The organism is Pelomonas sp. Root1444, assembly GCF_001426885.1.
Lineage (GTDB): Bacteria > Pseudomonadota > Gammaproteobacteria > Burkholderiales > Burkholderiaceae_C > Pelomonas.
In genome coordinates, this window is sequence record NZ_LMFP01000032.1 from 88,839 (window position 1) to 103,226 (window position 14,388).

Sequence of the window (14,388 nt, forward strand, 5' to 3'; positions counted from 1 at the left end):
GCCGATCGTGCCCACGTTCACGTGCGGCTTGGTCCGTTCAAACTTGCCTTTTGCCATCTTGCGCTCCTGAGGCGAACCCGTTGAAACGAGTAGAAAAAGAAGAAGGTGTGGTGCCCATGACGCGGATCGAACGCGTGACCTCTCCCTTACCAAGGGAGTGCTCTACCACTGAGCCACATGGGCATCGGCACGGGTTTGACGCCTGGCTCATCACTGAACCGCTGGCCGGCAAACCGGTGTCGACGTCGGCCGACCAAACTGCTCGCAAGTGGAGCGGGAAACGGGAATCGAACCCGTGTCATTAGCTTGGAAGGCTAAGGTTCTACCATTGAACTACTCCCGCTCTGGGCTCTTACCTCTGCATGCATGCGCAAGCTTTGGTGGAGGAGGCTGGATTCGAACCAGCGTACGCAATGCGGGCAGATTTACAGTCTGCTGCCTTTAACCACTCGGCCACCCCTCCTGAGGCAAGCCCGCAACTATAGCACAGGGCTAGCGGGGCGCAACAGCGGCCCACGTCCGACGGGCGCTGCACTGCGCTTTCACCGGGACAGACCGCCGGGCCGGATCACGACGCGCGGACCGAAAGTCGCCACCGCACCCCACCCGGCTCGCCTCCCGCTCAGAGATGAAGTCCATCGGCGGCCCGCGCCGCGTCCCCTACATACAACACCACACTGCCCCGAGACAAGACCAATCGGATACCAAAATCGAGTGCTTACGCCCTGCGCCACGGTGAGCCGGCAGCGCCAGCGGAGACCCCAAGGGAAAGTACTGGTCATACATTGGTAGCAAAGTGGCGTTATCAAGATTTACAGTGGCTCCATTCTGGTCATGGCCGCAACGCCCAGCCGGACTGAAGGTGGTACGCATCCCCAGAGTCGCGACCGCTCCGATTCATTGCCATCCCGAGGAACAACCATGAAGGTCAACCAGACCCCCATCTCGCAGGCGGTGTTCATCGCCCTGCTCGGCGCCAGCAATGTCGCCATGGCCCAGCAAGCCCCCGCCAACCCGCAGCTGGACACGGTCGTCGTGACCGGCATCCGCGCCGCGCAGGAGAAGGCGCTGAGCGTCAAGCGCAACGCCGACGCCCACATCGACGTCATCACCGCCGAGGACATCGGCAAGATGCCCGACAAGAACGTCGCCGACTCGCTGGCCCGCATCCCCGGCGTGTCGGTGCTGAACAGCCCGGCCGGTGGTTCCGGCGGCTTCGATGAGCGCGACCGCGTCGGCGTGCGCGGCACTAACCCCAGCCTGACGCAGACCCTGATCAACGGCCACGCCATCGCCAGCGGCGACTGGTTCGTGCTGGACCAGACCGGCGCGGGCGTCGGCCGCAGCGTCAGCTATTCGCTGCTGCCGTCTGAACTGGTCAGCCGCGTGGAGCTGCGCAAGAGTTCCGAGGCCTCGCTGGTCGAAGGCGGCACCGCCGGCTCGGTCAACATCGTCACGCGCAAGCCGCTGGACTTCGGCAAGGCGCTGACCTTCGAGGCCGGCATCGGCGCGGTCTATGCGGACCTGCCCGGCAAGACCGACCCGCAGGTCAGCGTGCTGGCCAATTTCAAGAACGAGGCGAAGACCTTCGGTGTGCTGGTGCAGGCGTTCTCCGAAAAGCGCCACCTGCGCCGTGACGGCGTCGAGACGCTGGGCTATCGCCAGCTCGATGCCTCGCTCGACGCTCGCTTGCTGACCGCCAACCCCGGCCTGGCCGGCGTGTGGGTGCCGACGTCCATCGGCGCTGCGCTCTTCCAGCAGGAGCGCGACCGCAAGGGCGGCCTGGTGACGGTGCAGTTCAAGCCCACCGCCAACGTCGACCTGAGCCTGACCGGCTTTCGCTCCAAGATGGACGCGGCCAACTACAACAACAACTACCTGCACCTGAACGACAACGACGCCCACTCGGTCGGCGTGCTGCCGTCGGTACAGGCGGGCAACGCCAACCTGGCGCCGGGCTACACGGTGACCGACATCGGCGGCGTGCGCACGCTGACCAAGGCCAACTTCACGGCCGCGCCGGCTGGCACGCCGTTCTGGAACGGCGAGGTCGATGCGATCTCCCGCCCGACGTCGGCCGCCTCGTCCAACTTCGTCAACTTCGACGGCAAGTGGAAGGTGAGCGACGCGCTGACGCTGACGACGCAGCTCGGCACCTCCAAGGGCCGCGGCATCACCGGCACGCAGGACATCTTCGCGCCGCTGATCCGCTCGACCGCCGCCGGCTATGAGCTGCGCGGCGCGGACACGGCGCCCGTGTTCACCAACGCCGTCAGCCCGTCCGACCCGAACAACGCGACCAACGGCCGCAACTTCGACTGGATCTGGGGCGTACAGAACGTCAACACGACCGACAAGGAAGACTGGGCCCAGATCGATGGCGAGTTCACGCTCAATGCCGGCGTGCTCAGCAGCCTGAAGTTCGGCGCCCGCAGCGCCAAGCACCAGCGCTACACCGGCGCCATGATCGCCCAGGCGCCCGGCTGCACCGGCAACCCGAACACCGGCCTGAACTGGGGCATCTCGCCCTACTTCTGCGCCAGCGACGCGGCCTCGCCGTACAACCCCGCCAACTTCCTGAAGCCCGACGCCGCCTACCCGTCCGACTTCGGCTCGGGCCTGGGCAGCGTGCCGGCCAACATCGCCTACTACACCCAGGCCGCGTTGGGTGCATACGGCACGGCCTTCTCGTTCCGCGACCCGGTGCTGCGCCGCTGGCCCGACAACGGCGAGTACTCGGTGACCGAGAAAACCAACGCCGCCTACCTGCAGGGCAACCTGGAAGGCCAGGGCTGGAGCGGCAATGTCGGCCTGCGCGTCGTCAACACCAAGCAGACGGCCAGCAACATCGTCCCTATCGGCCGCGCGCCGGCCGGCACGGTCGCGGACATCAAGGGCTCGCTGTTCGGCGACTACGCGACGCTGTGGAACAAGCGCAGCTACACCGACGTGCTGCCCAGCGCCAGCATCCGCGTCGACATCACGAAAGACCTGGTCGGCCGCCTGGCGCTGTCCAAGACCGTCACCCGCCCGGACTACACCGCCATCTCCGGCTTCACGACGCTGGGCAGCTACAGCGACCCGACCGGCCAGGCCGTCGGCTCCGGCAACGCCGGCAACCCCGAGCTGAAGCCGCTGCGCTCGACCAACTTCGACGCCAACCTGGAGTGGTACTTCGCACCGCGAGCCTTCGTGTCGATGGGCGCCTTCCACATGGAGATGGCCAGCTACATCACCGACGGCTTCACGACCGGCACCTTCCGCACCGAGGTGACGCCGGCAGGCGCCCCCGCCGGCACACCGCCCGTCATCGTCAACGCGCCGTACCGCCTGCTGTCGCAGGTCAACAAGAAGGCCAGCGTGACCGGCCTGGAGTTCGGCTTCGAGATGCCGGTGGCCGGCAACTTCGGCGTCAGCGCGAACTACACGTTCGCAGACGGCCACGACCAGGACGGCCATGTGCTGCGCGGCGCCACCAAGCACACCGCCAACCTGGGCGGCTTCTTCGAGAACGACCAGTTCTCGGCGCGCCTGAACTACAGCTACCGCTCGGACACCTTCATCGGCCTGGACCGCAACAGCGAATACAGCCAGAAGGGCGGCGGCGTGGTGTCCGCGTCGGTGGGCTACAAGTTCAACGAGAACTTCTCGCTGAACCTGGATGCGCTGAACCTCAACAATCCCACGCTGAAGTACTTCGCGCTGAACGACGCGCAGCCGCGCGGCATCTACACCAACGGCCGCCAGTTCTACCTGACCGCACGCGTCAAGTTCTGACCGTCCCTGCGTGCCACACGGCGGAGCCTTCGGGCTCCGTTTTCATTTCAGGCGCTCGATGACATCGGCCCGGTAGGTGGCATCCTGTCCGGCGTCGATCTCGCCCAGCAGGCCGCGCTTGGCAGGCGGCAGGTGGCTCAGCGATTCGGGCCGGGCGCCGAAGGCGTAGTGGTCCAGCAGCGCCCGCCAGCCTTCGCGTTCGCCGTCGGGCAGGTGGCGGAAGGCCAGCATGCACAGCCGCAGCGCCGCCTGCTGGGCATCGTCCACGCGGCCGGGCGCGGGTTCGGGCCGCCACCAGTAGTTGACGAGCGCGTTGAACCGCGGGTCCAGCGACTCGACCTGGTGGAACCACAGCGGCGGGATGTAGATCGCGTCGCCCGGCGCCAGCTCGGCGACGAAGGCGGTGTCCAGCGCCTGGCGCAGCCGGGGGAAACGCTCGAAATCCGGCGCATCCAGTGCGGCCACCGTCGTCGGCGCGGCAGTGGGCGCGTGGTCCGGCGGGCCGAGGTAGAGGTCCGGCGCGCTCTGCGGCGGCAGCACCGTGAAGCGGCGGCGGCCGGCCACCACGCAAGCGATGTTGTGGGAGCTGTCGAAGTGCGCCGGCGTCGTGCCGCGGTTGCCCAGCCAGAGCCGCGGCGGAATGGCCGCGTCCAGCAGCGGATTGGCATTCACTGCCTCCAGGCCCGGCAGCACCTCGGCGATGGGTGCGCTCTGCACGGCCAGGCCGGGCGGCTCCTCGAAGTGGCTGTAGCGCCAGAACTGCTCGAACAGCGCAGCCAGCGGCCGGCGGTCACGCACGAAGGTGAACCCGTCCAGGCCGGGTGCATGGCCGAAGGCGCGCCGCGCGCCTGGACGGACCAGCAGCGCATCGACCGGGGCGCCGCTGTCGAAGCCCGCCAGGTAGTGCAACGCCGCCTCCAGGCCCTGCCGGCCAGCGCTCACGAGCGGCCAGTCGGCCACCAGGCCGCGCAGCACGGCGGGCTCATAAGCCGGTAGCAGCTCGGCGTGGAAGCGCTCGCGGCTCATTGCCAGGAATTCGGTCATCGCACGCATCGCGTCTCCAGGTCTGCGGCGATTGTGCTGCAGGCCACCTCATGACCAGTTGTGGTTTGAACGCCATTCGCTTGGCCCGCAGCGCGCCACGCCTTCAATACCAATTCACTCGAATCGTCGCGCCGCCTACGGCGTCGCGCACAGTGGGAAGGGGCCTCCAGCAAGCCATCCGGGAAACCACTCAATCCAAATTGGTAGCTAAGTGGATTTAGCAATCGCTATAGTGGCATCTTACTGGTCGCACTGTGAATCGCGACTGCGACCGACAACCGGACTCACGGTGGTATGCAAGAGGGCCGACGCAGCCCACCGACCGCAAGCATTCATGGCCACAACGAGGACTACATCATGAAGGTCAAGCAGACCCCCATCGCGGCCGCCGTGTCGCTGGCATTGCTGGGCGGCTCGCTCGCCGCCCAGGCACAGCAGGCCGACGCTCCCGCGCCCGCGCAGCTCGAGCAGGTCGTCGTCACCGGCATCCGCGCCTCGCTGCAGACCGCTGCGACGATCAAGAAGAACGCCAGCGCGGTGGTCGACGCCGTCTCCGCCGAGGACGTGGGCAAGCTGCCGGATTCGGACGTCGGCCAGGCTCTGGGCCGCATCCCCGGCGTGTCGGTGGGCCGCGCCTTCGGCCAGGGCGCCACGGTGTCCATCCGCGGCTCCGACCCACAGATGACCTACACGACGCTGAACGGCCAGACCGTCGCGTCCACCGGCTGGTACGACCAGCTCGACATCGACCGCTCCTTCAACTACTCGCTGCTGCCCTCCGAGCTGATCGGCGGCATGGAGGTCTACAAGTCCCAGCAGGCCGACCTGACCGAAGGCGGCATCGGCGGCACGGTCATCGTCAAGACCCGCAAGCCGCTGGACCTGGGCGCCCACAGCGGCTTCGTCAGCGTGAAGTACGGCCGCGGCACCATCAGCGACCCGGAGAAGGAAGTCTCGGGCCTTTACAGCTGGAAGAACGACGCCAAGACCTTCGGCGTGCTGGCCGCCGCCGCGCACGCCCAGGGCGCCTACATCCGCCGCGGCGTCGAGGCCGACAACCGCTGGGCCGGCGACGTGGCGCCCACCGCCTTCGTGCAGGACCGCAAGCGCGACGCCATCAACCTGACGCTGCAGGCGCGCCCCGCACAAGGCCTGGAGCTCGGCCTGAACCTGCTGCGCCTCAAGCTCGTCGGCGACAACTCCAACAGCAGCGACTACATCTTCCAGGACCCCGAGAACGGCACCAACTGCGACAAGCGCAACACGGACGTGAAGTCGCCCTGGAACCCCAACGGCATGTGCGTGCACAGCACGACGACCGCCGCCAACCCGCTGCCCAACCAGTTCTTCCAGGTCTGGGCGCGCGCCGCCGAGATGACCTCCGACAGCGTCACCTTCGACGGCCACTACAAGGTCGACGGCGCGAAGTTCGACCTCGTCGCCGGCACCACCAAGGCCAAGGGCGGCACCAAGCTCACCGCCAACTACCAGGCCGGCAGCTGGGACGCCGGCTTCAGCGTGCCGAAGTGGCAGGGCACCATCGACGCGACCGGCCATCAGATCGCCGTCAACCCGACCTCCAACCAGTCCTTCACCGCCGCTCAGCTGCCGTCGCAGCTCGCGCCGCAAAGCTGGGCCACGTCGCAAGGCCCGAACCGGGACCAGGAAAAGTACGCGCAGCTCGACGCCACCATCGACCTGAACTGGGGCGCGATCAACACCTTCAAGACCGGCGTGCGCTTTGCCGACCACACGTTCGAGAAGCGCGCCTACCGCCCGGTCTGGGCCGCCACCATCGCGTCCACCAACACCGCCAGTTTGTTCGACGGCACCGTGGAAGTGGCGAGCTGGACCATCCCGCGCCCCAACATCGACGCGATGGTCGCCGGCACGCTGAAGAACATCACCGGCTGGAACGAGGACCGCTCGGCCTACAGCGAACTCAGCGAGAAAAACAAGTCGGCCTACGGCATGTTCGAGTTCGAGGCCGACAACCTGCGCGGCAACTTCGGCCTGCGCTACATCTCGACCGACGTGAAGAGCACCGGCTACAAGTTCGACGGCACGCCGCTGGCCGCGGGCGACTACGCCGGCAACGAGAACTGGGGCCGCGGCTTCGACGTCAAGAAGTCCAAGTACAACGACGTGCTGCCCAGCGTCAACCTCGCGGTGGACCTGCGCAAGGACCTGGTGCTGCGCGCCGCCGCCGCCCAGGCGATCACGCGCCCGAATTTCGCCAACATGTTCGGCATCCAGGTGTCGGGCTACAACGACGACCGCGTCGGCAACGAGACCTGGACGGTCGGCAGCGTCGAGCTCAAGCCGATGAAGTCATCCCAAATCGACCTGAGCCTGGAGTACTACTACGGGCGTGGCAACGTGTTGTCGGCGACGTTCTTCAACAAGGACATCCAGAACTTCATCACCGCCAACGTGCAGGTGAACCAGAAGGTCGGCCTGGTCGACCCGAAGTCGGGCGTGGACAACTGGACCGTGCAGAACTTCGTCAACGCCGGCGGCGGGCGCCTGCGCGGCGTGGAGCTGCAGGCCAACCATGCCTTCAACAACGGCTTCGGCGTGGTCGCCAACTACACCTTCACGGAAGGCACGGCGCCCAAGGAAAGCTTCGCGGACCAGATCGGCATCTTCACGCAGTCGTCCAAGCACAACGTCAACCTGGTCGGCTACTACGAGACCGAGGCCTACTTCGGCCGCCTGGCCTACAACTGGCGCTCCAAGTACCTCATTCGCGAGAACGCCTACTGGTACGGCAACCGCATGCACGCCAACTACGGCACGCTGGATGCGAGCTTCGGCTGGAACATCAACAAGTGGCTCAAGCTCAGCTTCGACGCGGTGAACCTGACCAAGCAGGATGACATCCAGTACGGCGCGATGGCCACGAACCTGCCGGCCGACGTGCTGCACAAGGACCCGCTGAAGGCCGGATACCCGGCGTGGTCGTTCAAGGGCGAGACGACCTACAAGATCGGGCTGACGGCCAAGTTCTGATCGACGCCCGCTTGTCTCCCTCTTGCCCGGCAGCCGCCGGGCTTTTTTCTTGGTGGACTAGAAGTCGTAGAACGAATTCACCGTCAACCGCCCCGTACGCGGGTCACCGTCGATGCTGATCCGCGGGTTGACGACCGCCGAATGCAGCAGGCTGCCGCGGTAGACCACCAGGCGGTTGAAGCGCGCCGGCATCATGCCCAGGAACTCGAAGTGCGCGTCGCTGTCATCGAAGTAGCGCTGCGCCGGCGGGCGGGCGTTGAGCTCGGCGTAGTAGCGGTCGAGGAAGTCCTCGCGGCTGTCTGCCGTGACCTGCTGCAGGCCGGTCGCGCGGTGACGGTAGAAGCCGGTGCCGCCGTGCTCGGGGCCGCAGAGGTAGAGCAGCACGGCCATGTGGTGCGGCGTGCTGGCGTCGAAGTGCGGCGTGCGCTGCAGCGGGCCGAGCGCCTCGGGCGGCATCGTCGTGAGCGAGAACGCGCACTCGCTCTTGCGCAGCGCCAGGTGCTGCGGCACGGCGAAGTTCTGGCGGATCAGCGGCTCCATCAGCGCGGTGAGGTTGGCCGAGTAATCAGACGGCGCCGGCGCGCGCACGCCGGGATAGCCCTTGCGCTCGGCCACGCCTGGGTAGGGCGAGAAGCCGGCCTGCGCCGCAGCGTCGACAAGGGCCTGGGGGTCGTCCAGGAAGTCGTCGATGAAGACCAGCTGGTGGTCGCCGACCTGCACGGACTGCACGTCCGGCGGCATGCGCACGGCGAATGGCTCGCTCATGCCGGCACCCTGGTCAGACCTTCCAATACCAACCGGCCTTGTCCAGCACCCAGACGATGGCCGCCCACACGGCGACGAAGGCCACCGCGAAGGCGAGCGACTGGCCCGCCGGCCCGACGACGGCGCCGAGCGGCCCGAAGACGTTGCCGTACAGCGGCGCCATCCAGCCCGTGGCCGCCAGCAGCAGCGTGCACATCCAGGCCCCGGCATAGGCGCCGATGGCGTTCAGCCCGAAGGCGCGGCCGACGGCGCGGTGGCCGAGCCGGTCGATCCAGACATGCGCCGCCGCCAGCGCCACCGCGGTCAGGCCGCCGGTCCACAGCGCGAAGGACGGCGTCCACAGCTGCTTGTTCCACGGCAGCCAGGCGGACCACCACCAGCCCACCAGCGCCCCGGCGACCCCGGTCAGCAGCACGGCGCGCGGCTGATCGCGCCGCAGCAGGCCGCCGCAGAGGAGGCCCAGCACCGTCGTCGCGAGCGCGCCCAGCGTCGACAGCAGGCCCTCGGGGTCGAAGGCGATGCCGGTGGCCGCATTCCATTCGTAGGCGAAGCGGCCCAGCACGGCCGTGTCGATGCGCTGGTTCAGGCTGCCGACCTTCTCCAGCGTCGGGCTGGCGAACTGCAGCAGCGCGGCATAGCCCACCAGCAGCAGGATCAGCAGCACCCACTGGCCGCGCGCGCGCAGTTGCACGGCCACCAGCCCCACGGCGATGAAGCAGATGCCGATGCGCTGCAGCACGCCGAGCACGCGGAACTCGGGCTTGTTCAACAGCCACCAGGCCAGCGCATGCAGCACCAGGCCCAGCGCAATGATGCGCAGGCCGCGTTGCACGATGGCCGCGCACAGCGGCCCCGGCACGGCGCCGCCCTCCACGCGCGGCCCGAGCGCCAGCGCCGCGGACACGCCGACGATGAAGAGGAAGAACGGGAAGATCAGGTCGGTCGGCGTGAAGCCGTGCCAGGCCGCGTGCTGCAGCGGCGCGTAGACATGGCCCCAGTCGCCGGGGTTGTTGACCAGCAGCATGGCGGCCACGGCCAGGCCGCGCAGGGCGTCGACCGACGCGATGCGCCGGGCCGCGATCACGGCGTCATCAGGGTGTTCATGGCGTCCAGTATCTCGCCGTTGTCCTGGCTCAGCTCCCACGCGAACACGCCGGCCAGCCCGGCCTTCTTCACGAATGCGACCTTGGCGCGTACCGCGCGCGGGTCGTCGTAACCCACGTAGCGGCCACCGCCCACCATCGCCCAGGACTGCGTGGCCTTGTCGAACTGCGGCTGCATGCCGGCCAGCTTGCCGATGTCCTTGAAGGCCACCGAGCCGTCGGCGTTGGGCCACGGCTTGGCATAGCTGCGGTCGGCCTTCACGCCTTCGAAGCCGCGGCCGTACATCGCCACGCCGGCCACCATCTTGGCCGCCGGCACGCCCTCGGCCTTGAGGTTGGCGACCGACGCCGCCAGGCTCTCGTCACCCGGCTTCGCGCTGCGCAGCGGCGTGTGGTTGCCGGCGGTCTTCGTCCACGGACCGGTGAAGTCGTAGGTCATCATGAAGACCAGGTCCAGCGCTTCGGCGGCGCGGCCCATGGGCATGCGCTGCAGTTGCTCCTCGGTGGTGTTGATCGCGACGGTCAATGCATAGCGCCGGCCGGCCTCGCGGCCCAATGCGTCCAGGCCCGTGCGCAGGTCCTGCAACAGCTGCACGAAACGCTCGCCGTCGGCCGGGCTGCCGAGTTGCACACCGTTGGACGCACCGTTGTTGCCGGGGTGCTCCCAGTCGATGTCCAGGCCGTCGAAGCCCGGGTGGGAGCGCAGCCAGTCCATGGACGATTTGACGAAGGCGGCGCGGCCCTCGGCCGTCGCGGCCAGGTGGAAGAAGGGATCGGACCCGCCCCAGCCGCCCACCGAGGCCAGCACCTGCACCTTGGGGTCGCGCTGCTTCAGCCGCTGGAAGGCGGCCGGGAACGTGTCCTGGTCGGCATGCGGCGCGATGCTGAAGGCCGGCTTGCCGGCGCAGGCCGCCGCCTCCTGCGCGCGCTGGCCTTCGCCGCAGATCAGCAGGAAGGCGTAGAGCAGGTGCGTGACGCGGCCGGGCTTGAGCTGCTCGACGACATCGACGCCGCGCTCGGCCAGGATGTAGGTGCCGACGACGGGCGGCGCCGCCTGTGCAAGGGATGCCGCGAGGGCCATTGCGGCCAGCCAGGTCTTGTTCATAGATTGCACTCGCTCGTCAGGCCCGCATCGGGCACGGTGTCCTGGCGGGCCACGCCCTGCTTGCGCAGCTGCGCGGCCCGGGTTTGCATGCCGGCGGGGCTGACGGTGCGGCCCGCCTCGTGCAGCACCCAGTCCACATCGAATTCGTATGCGCGCGGCGCACCCGCCACCGCACCGGCGGCCAGCCAGTGGTTGAAGCTGATCGCCATCGGCTTGCTCGGCACGTTGCGGCCGGTGTGCTCGCCCATCAGCCGGCCATTGACGTAGTGGCGCGTGCGCGTGGCCTCCACCTGCACGGTCAGCAGCTGCCAGCCGTCGAAGGAACCCTGCACGATGGACGCCTGGTTGAAGGACTGCCAGGGGTCTATGCGCACCGTCTGCCAGCTGACGCCGTAGAGCCGTGTCTCGGGCTCGCCCCAGCCGCCATGCGGGAGGTATTCGAAGTCGACTTCACTGAAGTCGGGGTCGTAGTCGTGCTTCAGCGGGCTGGCCAGGAAGAAGCTCTGGATGACGGGATCGCGCGAGCCCGGCGTGTCGCGAAAGCGCACGCGCGCCGTCGTCGTGCCGATGAGGAACTTGCGCGCCGCGCAGAGCTGGGCCAGCGTCGTGTTCGCCGGCGTGCCGTCGGTGGCGAGCCGGAGCGTCAGCAAGCCGCCCTCCAGGGCCAGCTGTGCCGGGGAAAAGCGCGCGCCCGGCAGGCCCGGGTGGCCCGTGCCGTCGCGCAGCACCCAGCCGCTGGCGCGCAGGGCGTCGAGGTCCTTCTGCGCGAAATCGTCGAAGAACTCGCCGGCCGCGAAGGCCGGTGCGGCCGCGAGCAGCAACCAGGCGGCCCTCATGCCGGCACCGCCTCGGGGGACGCAGCCTTGCGCGGCATCGGCACCCACAGCAGCAGCAGCAGGGCGGGCAGGCCGCAGGCGATGGTCCATGCGAAGAAGTCCTGGTAGCCCAGGGCCAGCTGGATCTTGCCGCTGATGAACTTGCTGAGCACGAAGCCCAGCTGCATGACGCCCGAACCGAGCGCATAGTGCGCCGTCTGGAAGCGGCCCGGTGCCACGGCCTGCATGATGTACAGGATCATGCCGACGAAGCCGAAGCCATAGCCGAACATCTCCACGCCCACCGCCGCGCCGATGTGCAGCATGTCCTGCGGGGTCGTTGCGGCCAGGTAGTAGAAGGTCACGTTGGGCACGCACATGGCGATGAGCAGCAGCGGCATCGCACGCCGCAGGCCGAGCCGGCTGGTCACCCAGCCACCCAGCACCGAGCCGACCAGGAAGGCGCCCGTGCCCACCCAGCCGTACACGTCGGCCACCTGGCCGGTCGCCAGGCCCAGGCCGCCCTTGTCGCGCGCTTCCAGCAGGAACAGCGGGCCGATGGTCTGCACCTGCCCCTCGGCCAGGCGGAACATGACGATGAACAGCACGGCGCGCCAGATGCCGGGCTTGCGGAAGAAGTCGATGACGACGTCCTTCAGCATGGCGGCCACGCCCGAGGCCGTGAGCTCGCTGTGCTCGGTGCTCAGCGTGCCCGGCAGGAAGCGGGCGTTGTAGGTGGCCAGCACGGCGACCAGGCCGGCCAGCATCACGAAGACGCTGGACCAGGCGTTGACCGCGCCCATCGTGCCCTCGAGGTGCCCGGCGATCTTGAGCACGACGCCGGTGATGAAGAAACGCGCGCCGTTGAAGAAGGCGCCCTGCCAACCGGCGTACGTCGCCTGGCGCTTGCCGTCCAGCGAGGCCATGTAGAGCCCGTCGCAGGCGATGTCGTGCGTGGCGGAGGCGTAGGCGATCAGGAACAGCACGATGAGGGCCGCCGCGAACCAATGCGGCAGGTGCAGCGCCAGCGCCATCAGGCCCAGGCCCGCCGCGCCGACGTACTGCGCCGCCACGACGACGAGCTTCTTGCTGCGCGCCAGCTCCAGGAAGGGGCTCCACAGCGGCTTGATGGCCCAGGCCAGGCCCAGCGCCGCCGTCCATTGCGCGATGTCATCGTTGGCCACGCCCAGGTTCTTGAACATCAGGCCGGCGATCAGCATGACGACGAAGAACTGCATGCCCTGCACGAAGTACAGGCTGGGCACCCAGCGCATCGGGTTCTTCTGGTCCATCAGTTCAACCCTTGCGGCGCACGGCCGCCGGCTTGAGTGCGACCTTCCAGCCAGGCCTTGATGCCGGCCAGCGCCCCGGGTGCGAAGCCCCAGCTCAGCAGCGTCGGGCCGGCCACATCGAGCGCCTGGTAGGGGTTCCACAGCGCGATGTGCAGGTCGGGCTGCCAGCCCTTGGATGCCGCGCCATAACGCGCCCGCCGCGTCGACACCAGCACGTTGGCACGGCCATCGCGCGGCACCGTCGCCCAGTCAAGCTTGGCGATGTCGTCGACCATCTGCACCTGGGCATCCGTGAAGCGGTCGAACAGCGCCACCGCCTGGCGGCCGGTGGGGCCGGCTTCCGAAACCATGTCGGTCGGCACGTCGCCCTGCACGATGACACGGAGGGGCGCGTCGAGCCGCGGGGCAGTGGCGCCGCGCAGCGCGGTCAGGCCGGCCGCCCAGGCCTCGGCCATCAGCGCGTGGTCGGCCGCGCGGGCGGCTGCGTCGTCCACCGGCTGGGCCGGGTAGGCGGCGGCCAGGCGGTCCAGCCGGGCATTGGCCACATCGCCCTGCTGCGGTGTCAGCCGTCCGCTGGCGAAAGCCTCGCGCAATGCGTTGATCGCCACCAGCTGCTCGGCCGGCGAGCCCTGGGCCAGCACCATGTCGGCGCCGGCCTCGATGGCCATGACGGCCGACCTCGCGTAGCCGAAGCGCTCGGCCACGGCCTTCATCATCAGCGCGTCGGTGATGACGACGCCGTCATAGCCCCAGTCGCGGCGCAGGATGCCGCCCAGCAGCTCGGGCGACAGCGTGGCCGGCCGGTCGGGGTCGATCTGCGGGTAGACGATGTGGGCGGTCATCATGGCCGGCGCCTGGGCTGCCAGCGCCTTGAACGGCACAAGCTCCAGCGCGTCCAGTTCGGCGCGCGATTTGTCGACGGTGGGCAGCGCGTGGTGCGAGTCCACATGCGTGTCGCCATGGCCGGGAAAGTGCTTCACGCAGCAGGCCACGCCTTCACGCAGCGAACCGCGCATCCACGCGGCGGCCAGGCGGCTGACCTCGGCCGGGTCGTTCGAGAAACTGCGCTCGCCGATGACCGGGTTGGCCGGGTTGTTGTTGACGTCCAGCACCGGCGCGAAGTTCCAGTTGATGCCCAGAGACTTCAGCCCACGCGCGACGGCCGCGCCCACGGCCTCGGCGCGGGCGGCGTCACCACCCGCACCCAGCGCCATCGCCGACGGCGGCTGCGGCAGGAAGGTCACGCGCACGACGGCGCCGCCTTCCTGGTCGATGCCGATCAGCGCCTCGGGACCCAGCACGTCGATGAGGTCGCGCATGAGCGCGCGGACCTCGTCTTCGCTGCCGATGTTCTTGCGGAACAGGCAGACGGAGCGGATCTTCTGCTCGCGCAGGAAGGCGGCCGTCTCCGCGTCGAGGCGAGTGCCGGGGATGTCCACCATCACCAGCCGACCGGGATCAAAGGTGCTCATGGC

At 68.4% G+C, this 14,388-nt stretch carries 9 protein-coding genes and 3 tRNA genes; 2 read left to right on the top strand and 10 right to left on the bottom strand.

Translation table 11 applies throughout. The features are described from left to right. Nucleotides 1–108: 108 nt before the first annotated feature. The 3 genes from ASD35_RS25380 to ASD35_RS25390 all read right to left on the bottom strand — a co-directional run bounded on the left by ASD35_RS25380 (nucleotide 109) and on the right by ASD35_RS25390 (nucleotide 463). Nucleotides 109–183, bottom strand: a tRNA-Thr gene (locus ASD35_RS25380). Nucleotides 184–269: 86 nt separating this feature from the next. Beyond that, nucleotides 270–343 (bottom strand) — tRNA-Gly (locus tag ASD35_RS25385). Nucleotides 344–378: 35 nt separating this feature from the next. Then, nucleotides 379–463, bottom strand: a tRNA-Tyr gene (locus ASD35_RS25390). A 458-nt stretch (nucleotides 464–921) separates the two neighbouring features. Between ASD35_RS25390 and ASD35_RS25395 the strand changes: the two genes are divergently transcribed. Further along, complete coding sequence (locus tag ASD35_RS25395; protein WP_056877752.1) at nucleotides 922–3,777, top strand: TonB-dependent receptor; 2,856 nt, start codon at nucleotides 922–924, stop codon at nucleotides 3,775–3,777. 42 nt (nucleotides 3,778–3,819) lie between these two features. On the opposite strand, the gene ASD35_RS25400 is transcribed toward ASD35_RS25395, so the two are convergent. After that, complete coding sequence (locus ASD35_RS25400; RefSeq protein WP_056877753.1) at nucleotides 3,820–4,830, bottom strand: cupin-like domain-containing protein; 1,011 nt, start codon at nucleotides 4,828–4,830, stop codon at nucleotides 3,820–3,822. Nucleotides 4,831–5,178: 348 nt separating this feature from the next. On the opposite strand from ASD35_RS25400, the gene ASD35_RS25405 reads away from it, so the two are divergent. Further along, the gene (locus tag ASD35_RS25405; RefSeq protein WP_056877777.1) at nucleotides 5,179–7,833 is read left to right on the top strand and encodes a TonB-dependent receptor; all 2,655 of its coding nucleotides are present in this window, start codon (nucleotides 5,179–5,181) and stop codon (nucleotides 7,831–7,833) included. 57 nt (nucleotides 7,834–7,890) lie between these two features. Here ASD35_RS25405 and ASD35_RS25410 read toward each other — a convergent pair whose 3' ends face one another. The 6 genes from ASD35_RS25410 to nagZ are packed head-to-tail and all read right to left on the bottom strand — an operon-like array spanning nucleotide 7,891 to nucleotide 14,385. Continuing rightward, entirely contained in the window at nucleotides 7,891–8,598 is a 708-nt protein-coding gene (locus ASD35_RS25410; RefSeq protein WP_056877754.1) for a DUF6445 family protein, read from the bottom strand. A 13-nt stretch (nucleotides 8,599–8,611) separates the two neighbouring features. Further along, on the bottom strand, nucleotides 8,612–9,682 hold the full coding sequence (locus ASD35_RS25415) for an acyltransferase family protein (protein ID WP_235538461.1): 1,071 nt from the start codon (nucleotides 9,680–9,682) through the stop codon (nucleotides 8,612–8,614). Beyond that, complete coding sequence (locus tag ASD35_RS25420; RefSeq protein ID WP_056877755.1) at nucleotides 9,679–10,806, bottom strand: glycoside hydrolase family 18 protein; 1,128 nt, start codon at nucleotides 10,804–10,806, stop codon at nucleotides 9,679–9,681. Before ASD35_RS25420 ends, ASD35_RS25415 begins: the two co-directional genes overlap by 4 nt. Continuing rightward, complete coding sequence (locus ASD35_RS25425; protein WP_157275773.1) at nucleotides 10,803–11,642, bottom strand: glycoside hydrolase family 16 protein; 840 nt, start codon at nucleotides 11,640–11,642, stop codon at nucleotides 10,803–10,805. The genes ASD35_RS25420 and ASD35_RS25425 overlap by 4 nt, the downstream gene beginning before the upstream one ends. Continuing rightward, nucleotides 11,639–12,913 carry an MFS transporter gene (locus ASD35_RS25430; protein WP_056877757.1) on the bottom strand — a complete coding sequence of 425 codons (1,275 nt, stop codon included), beginning with the start codon at nucleotides 12,911–12,913 and terminating at the stop codon, nucleotides 11,639–11,641. The genes ASD35_RS25425 and ASD35_RS25430 overlap by 4 nt, the downstream gene beginning before the upstream one ends. Further along, nucleotides 12,913–14,385, bottom strand: a complete 1,473-nt coding sequence (gene nagZ, locus ASD35_RS25435; RefSeq protein WP_056877779.1) for a beta-N-acetylhexosaminidase — start codon at nucleotides 14,383–14,385, stop codon at nucleotides 12,913–12,915. Before nagZ ends, ASD35_RS25430 begins: the two co-directional genes overlap by 1 nt. Nucleotides 14,386–14,388: the final 3 nt, after the last annotated feature.

Bases quoted from the DNA above. Each gene is read 5' to 3' on its own strand.
- ASD35_RS25420 (WP_056877755.1), bottom strand. From the start codon at position 10,806: ATGAACAAGACCTGGCTGGCCGCAATGGCCCTCGCGGCATCCCTTGCA.
- ASD35_RS25410 (WP_056877754.1), bottom strand. From the start codon at position 8,598: ATGAGCGAGCCATTCGCCGTGCGCATGCCGCCGGACGTGCAGTCCGTG.
- ASD35_RS25395 (WP_056877752.1), top strand. From the start codon at position 922: ATGAAGGTCAACCAGACCCCCATCTCGCAGGCGGTGTTCATCGCCCTG.
- ASD35_RS25400 (WP_056877753.1), bottom strand. From the start codon at position 4,830: ATGCGTGCGATGACCGAATTCCTGGCAATGAGCCGCGAGCGCTTCCAC.
- nagZ (WP_056877779.1), bottom strand. From the start codon at position 14,385: ATGAGCACCTTTGATCCCGGTCGGCTGGTGATGGTGGACATCCCCGGC.
- ASD35_RS25430 (WP_056877757.1), bottom strand. From the start codon at position 12,913: ATGGACCAGAAGAACCCGATGCGCTGGGTGCCCAGCCTGTACTTCGTG.
- ASD35_RS25405 (WP_056877777.1), top strand. From the start codon at position 5,179: ATGAAGGTCAAGCAGACCCCCATCGCGGCCGCCGTGTCGCTGGCATTG.
- ASD35_RS25425 (WP_157275773.1), bottom strand. From the start codon at position 11,642: ATGAGGGCCGCCTGGTTGCTGCTCGCGGCCGCACCGGCCTTCGCGGCC.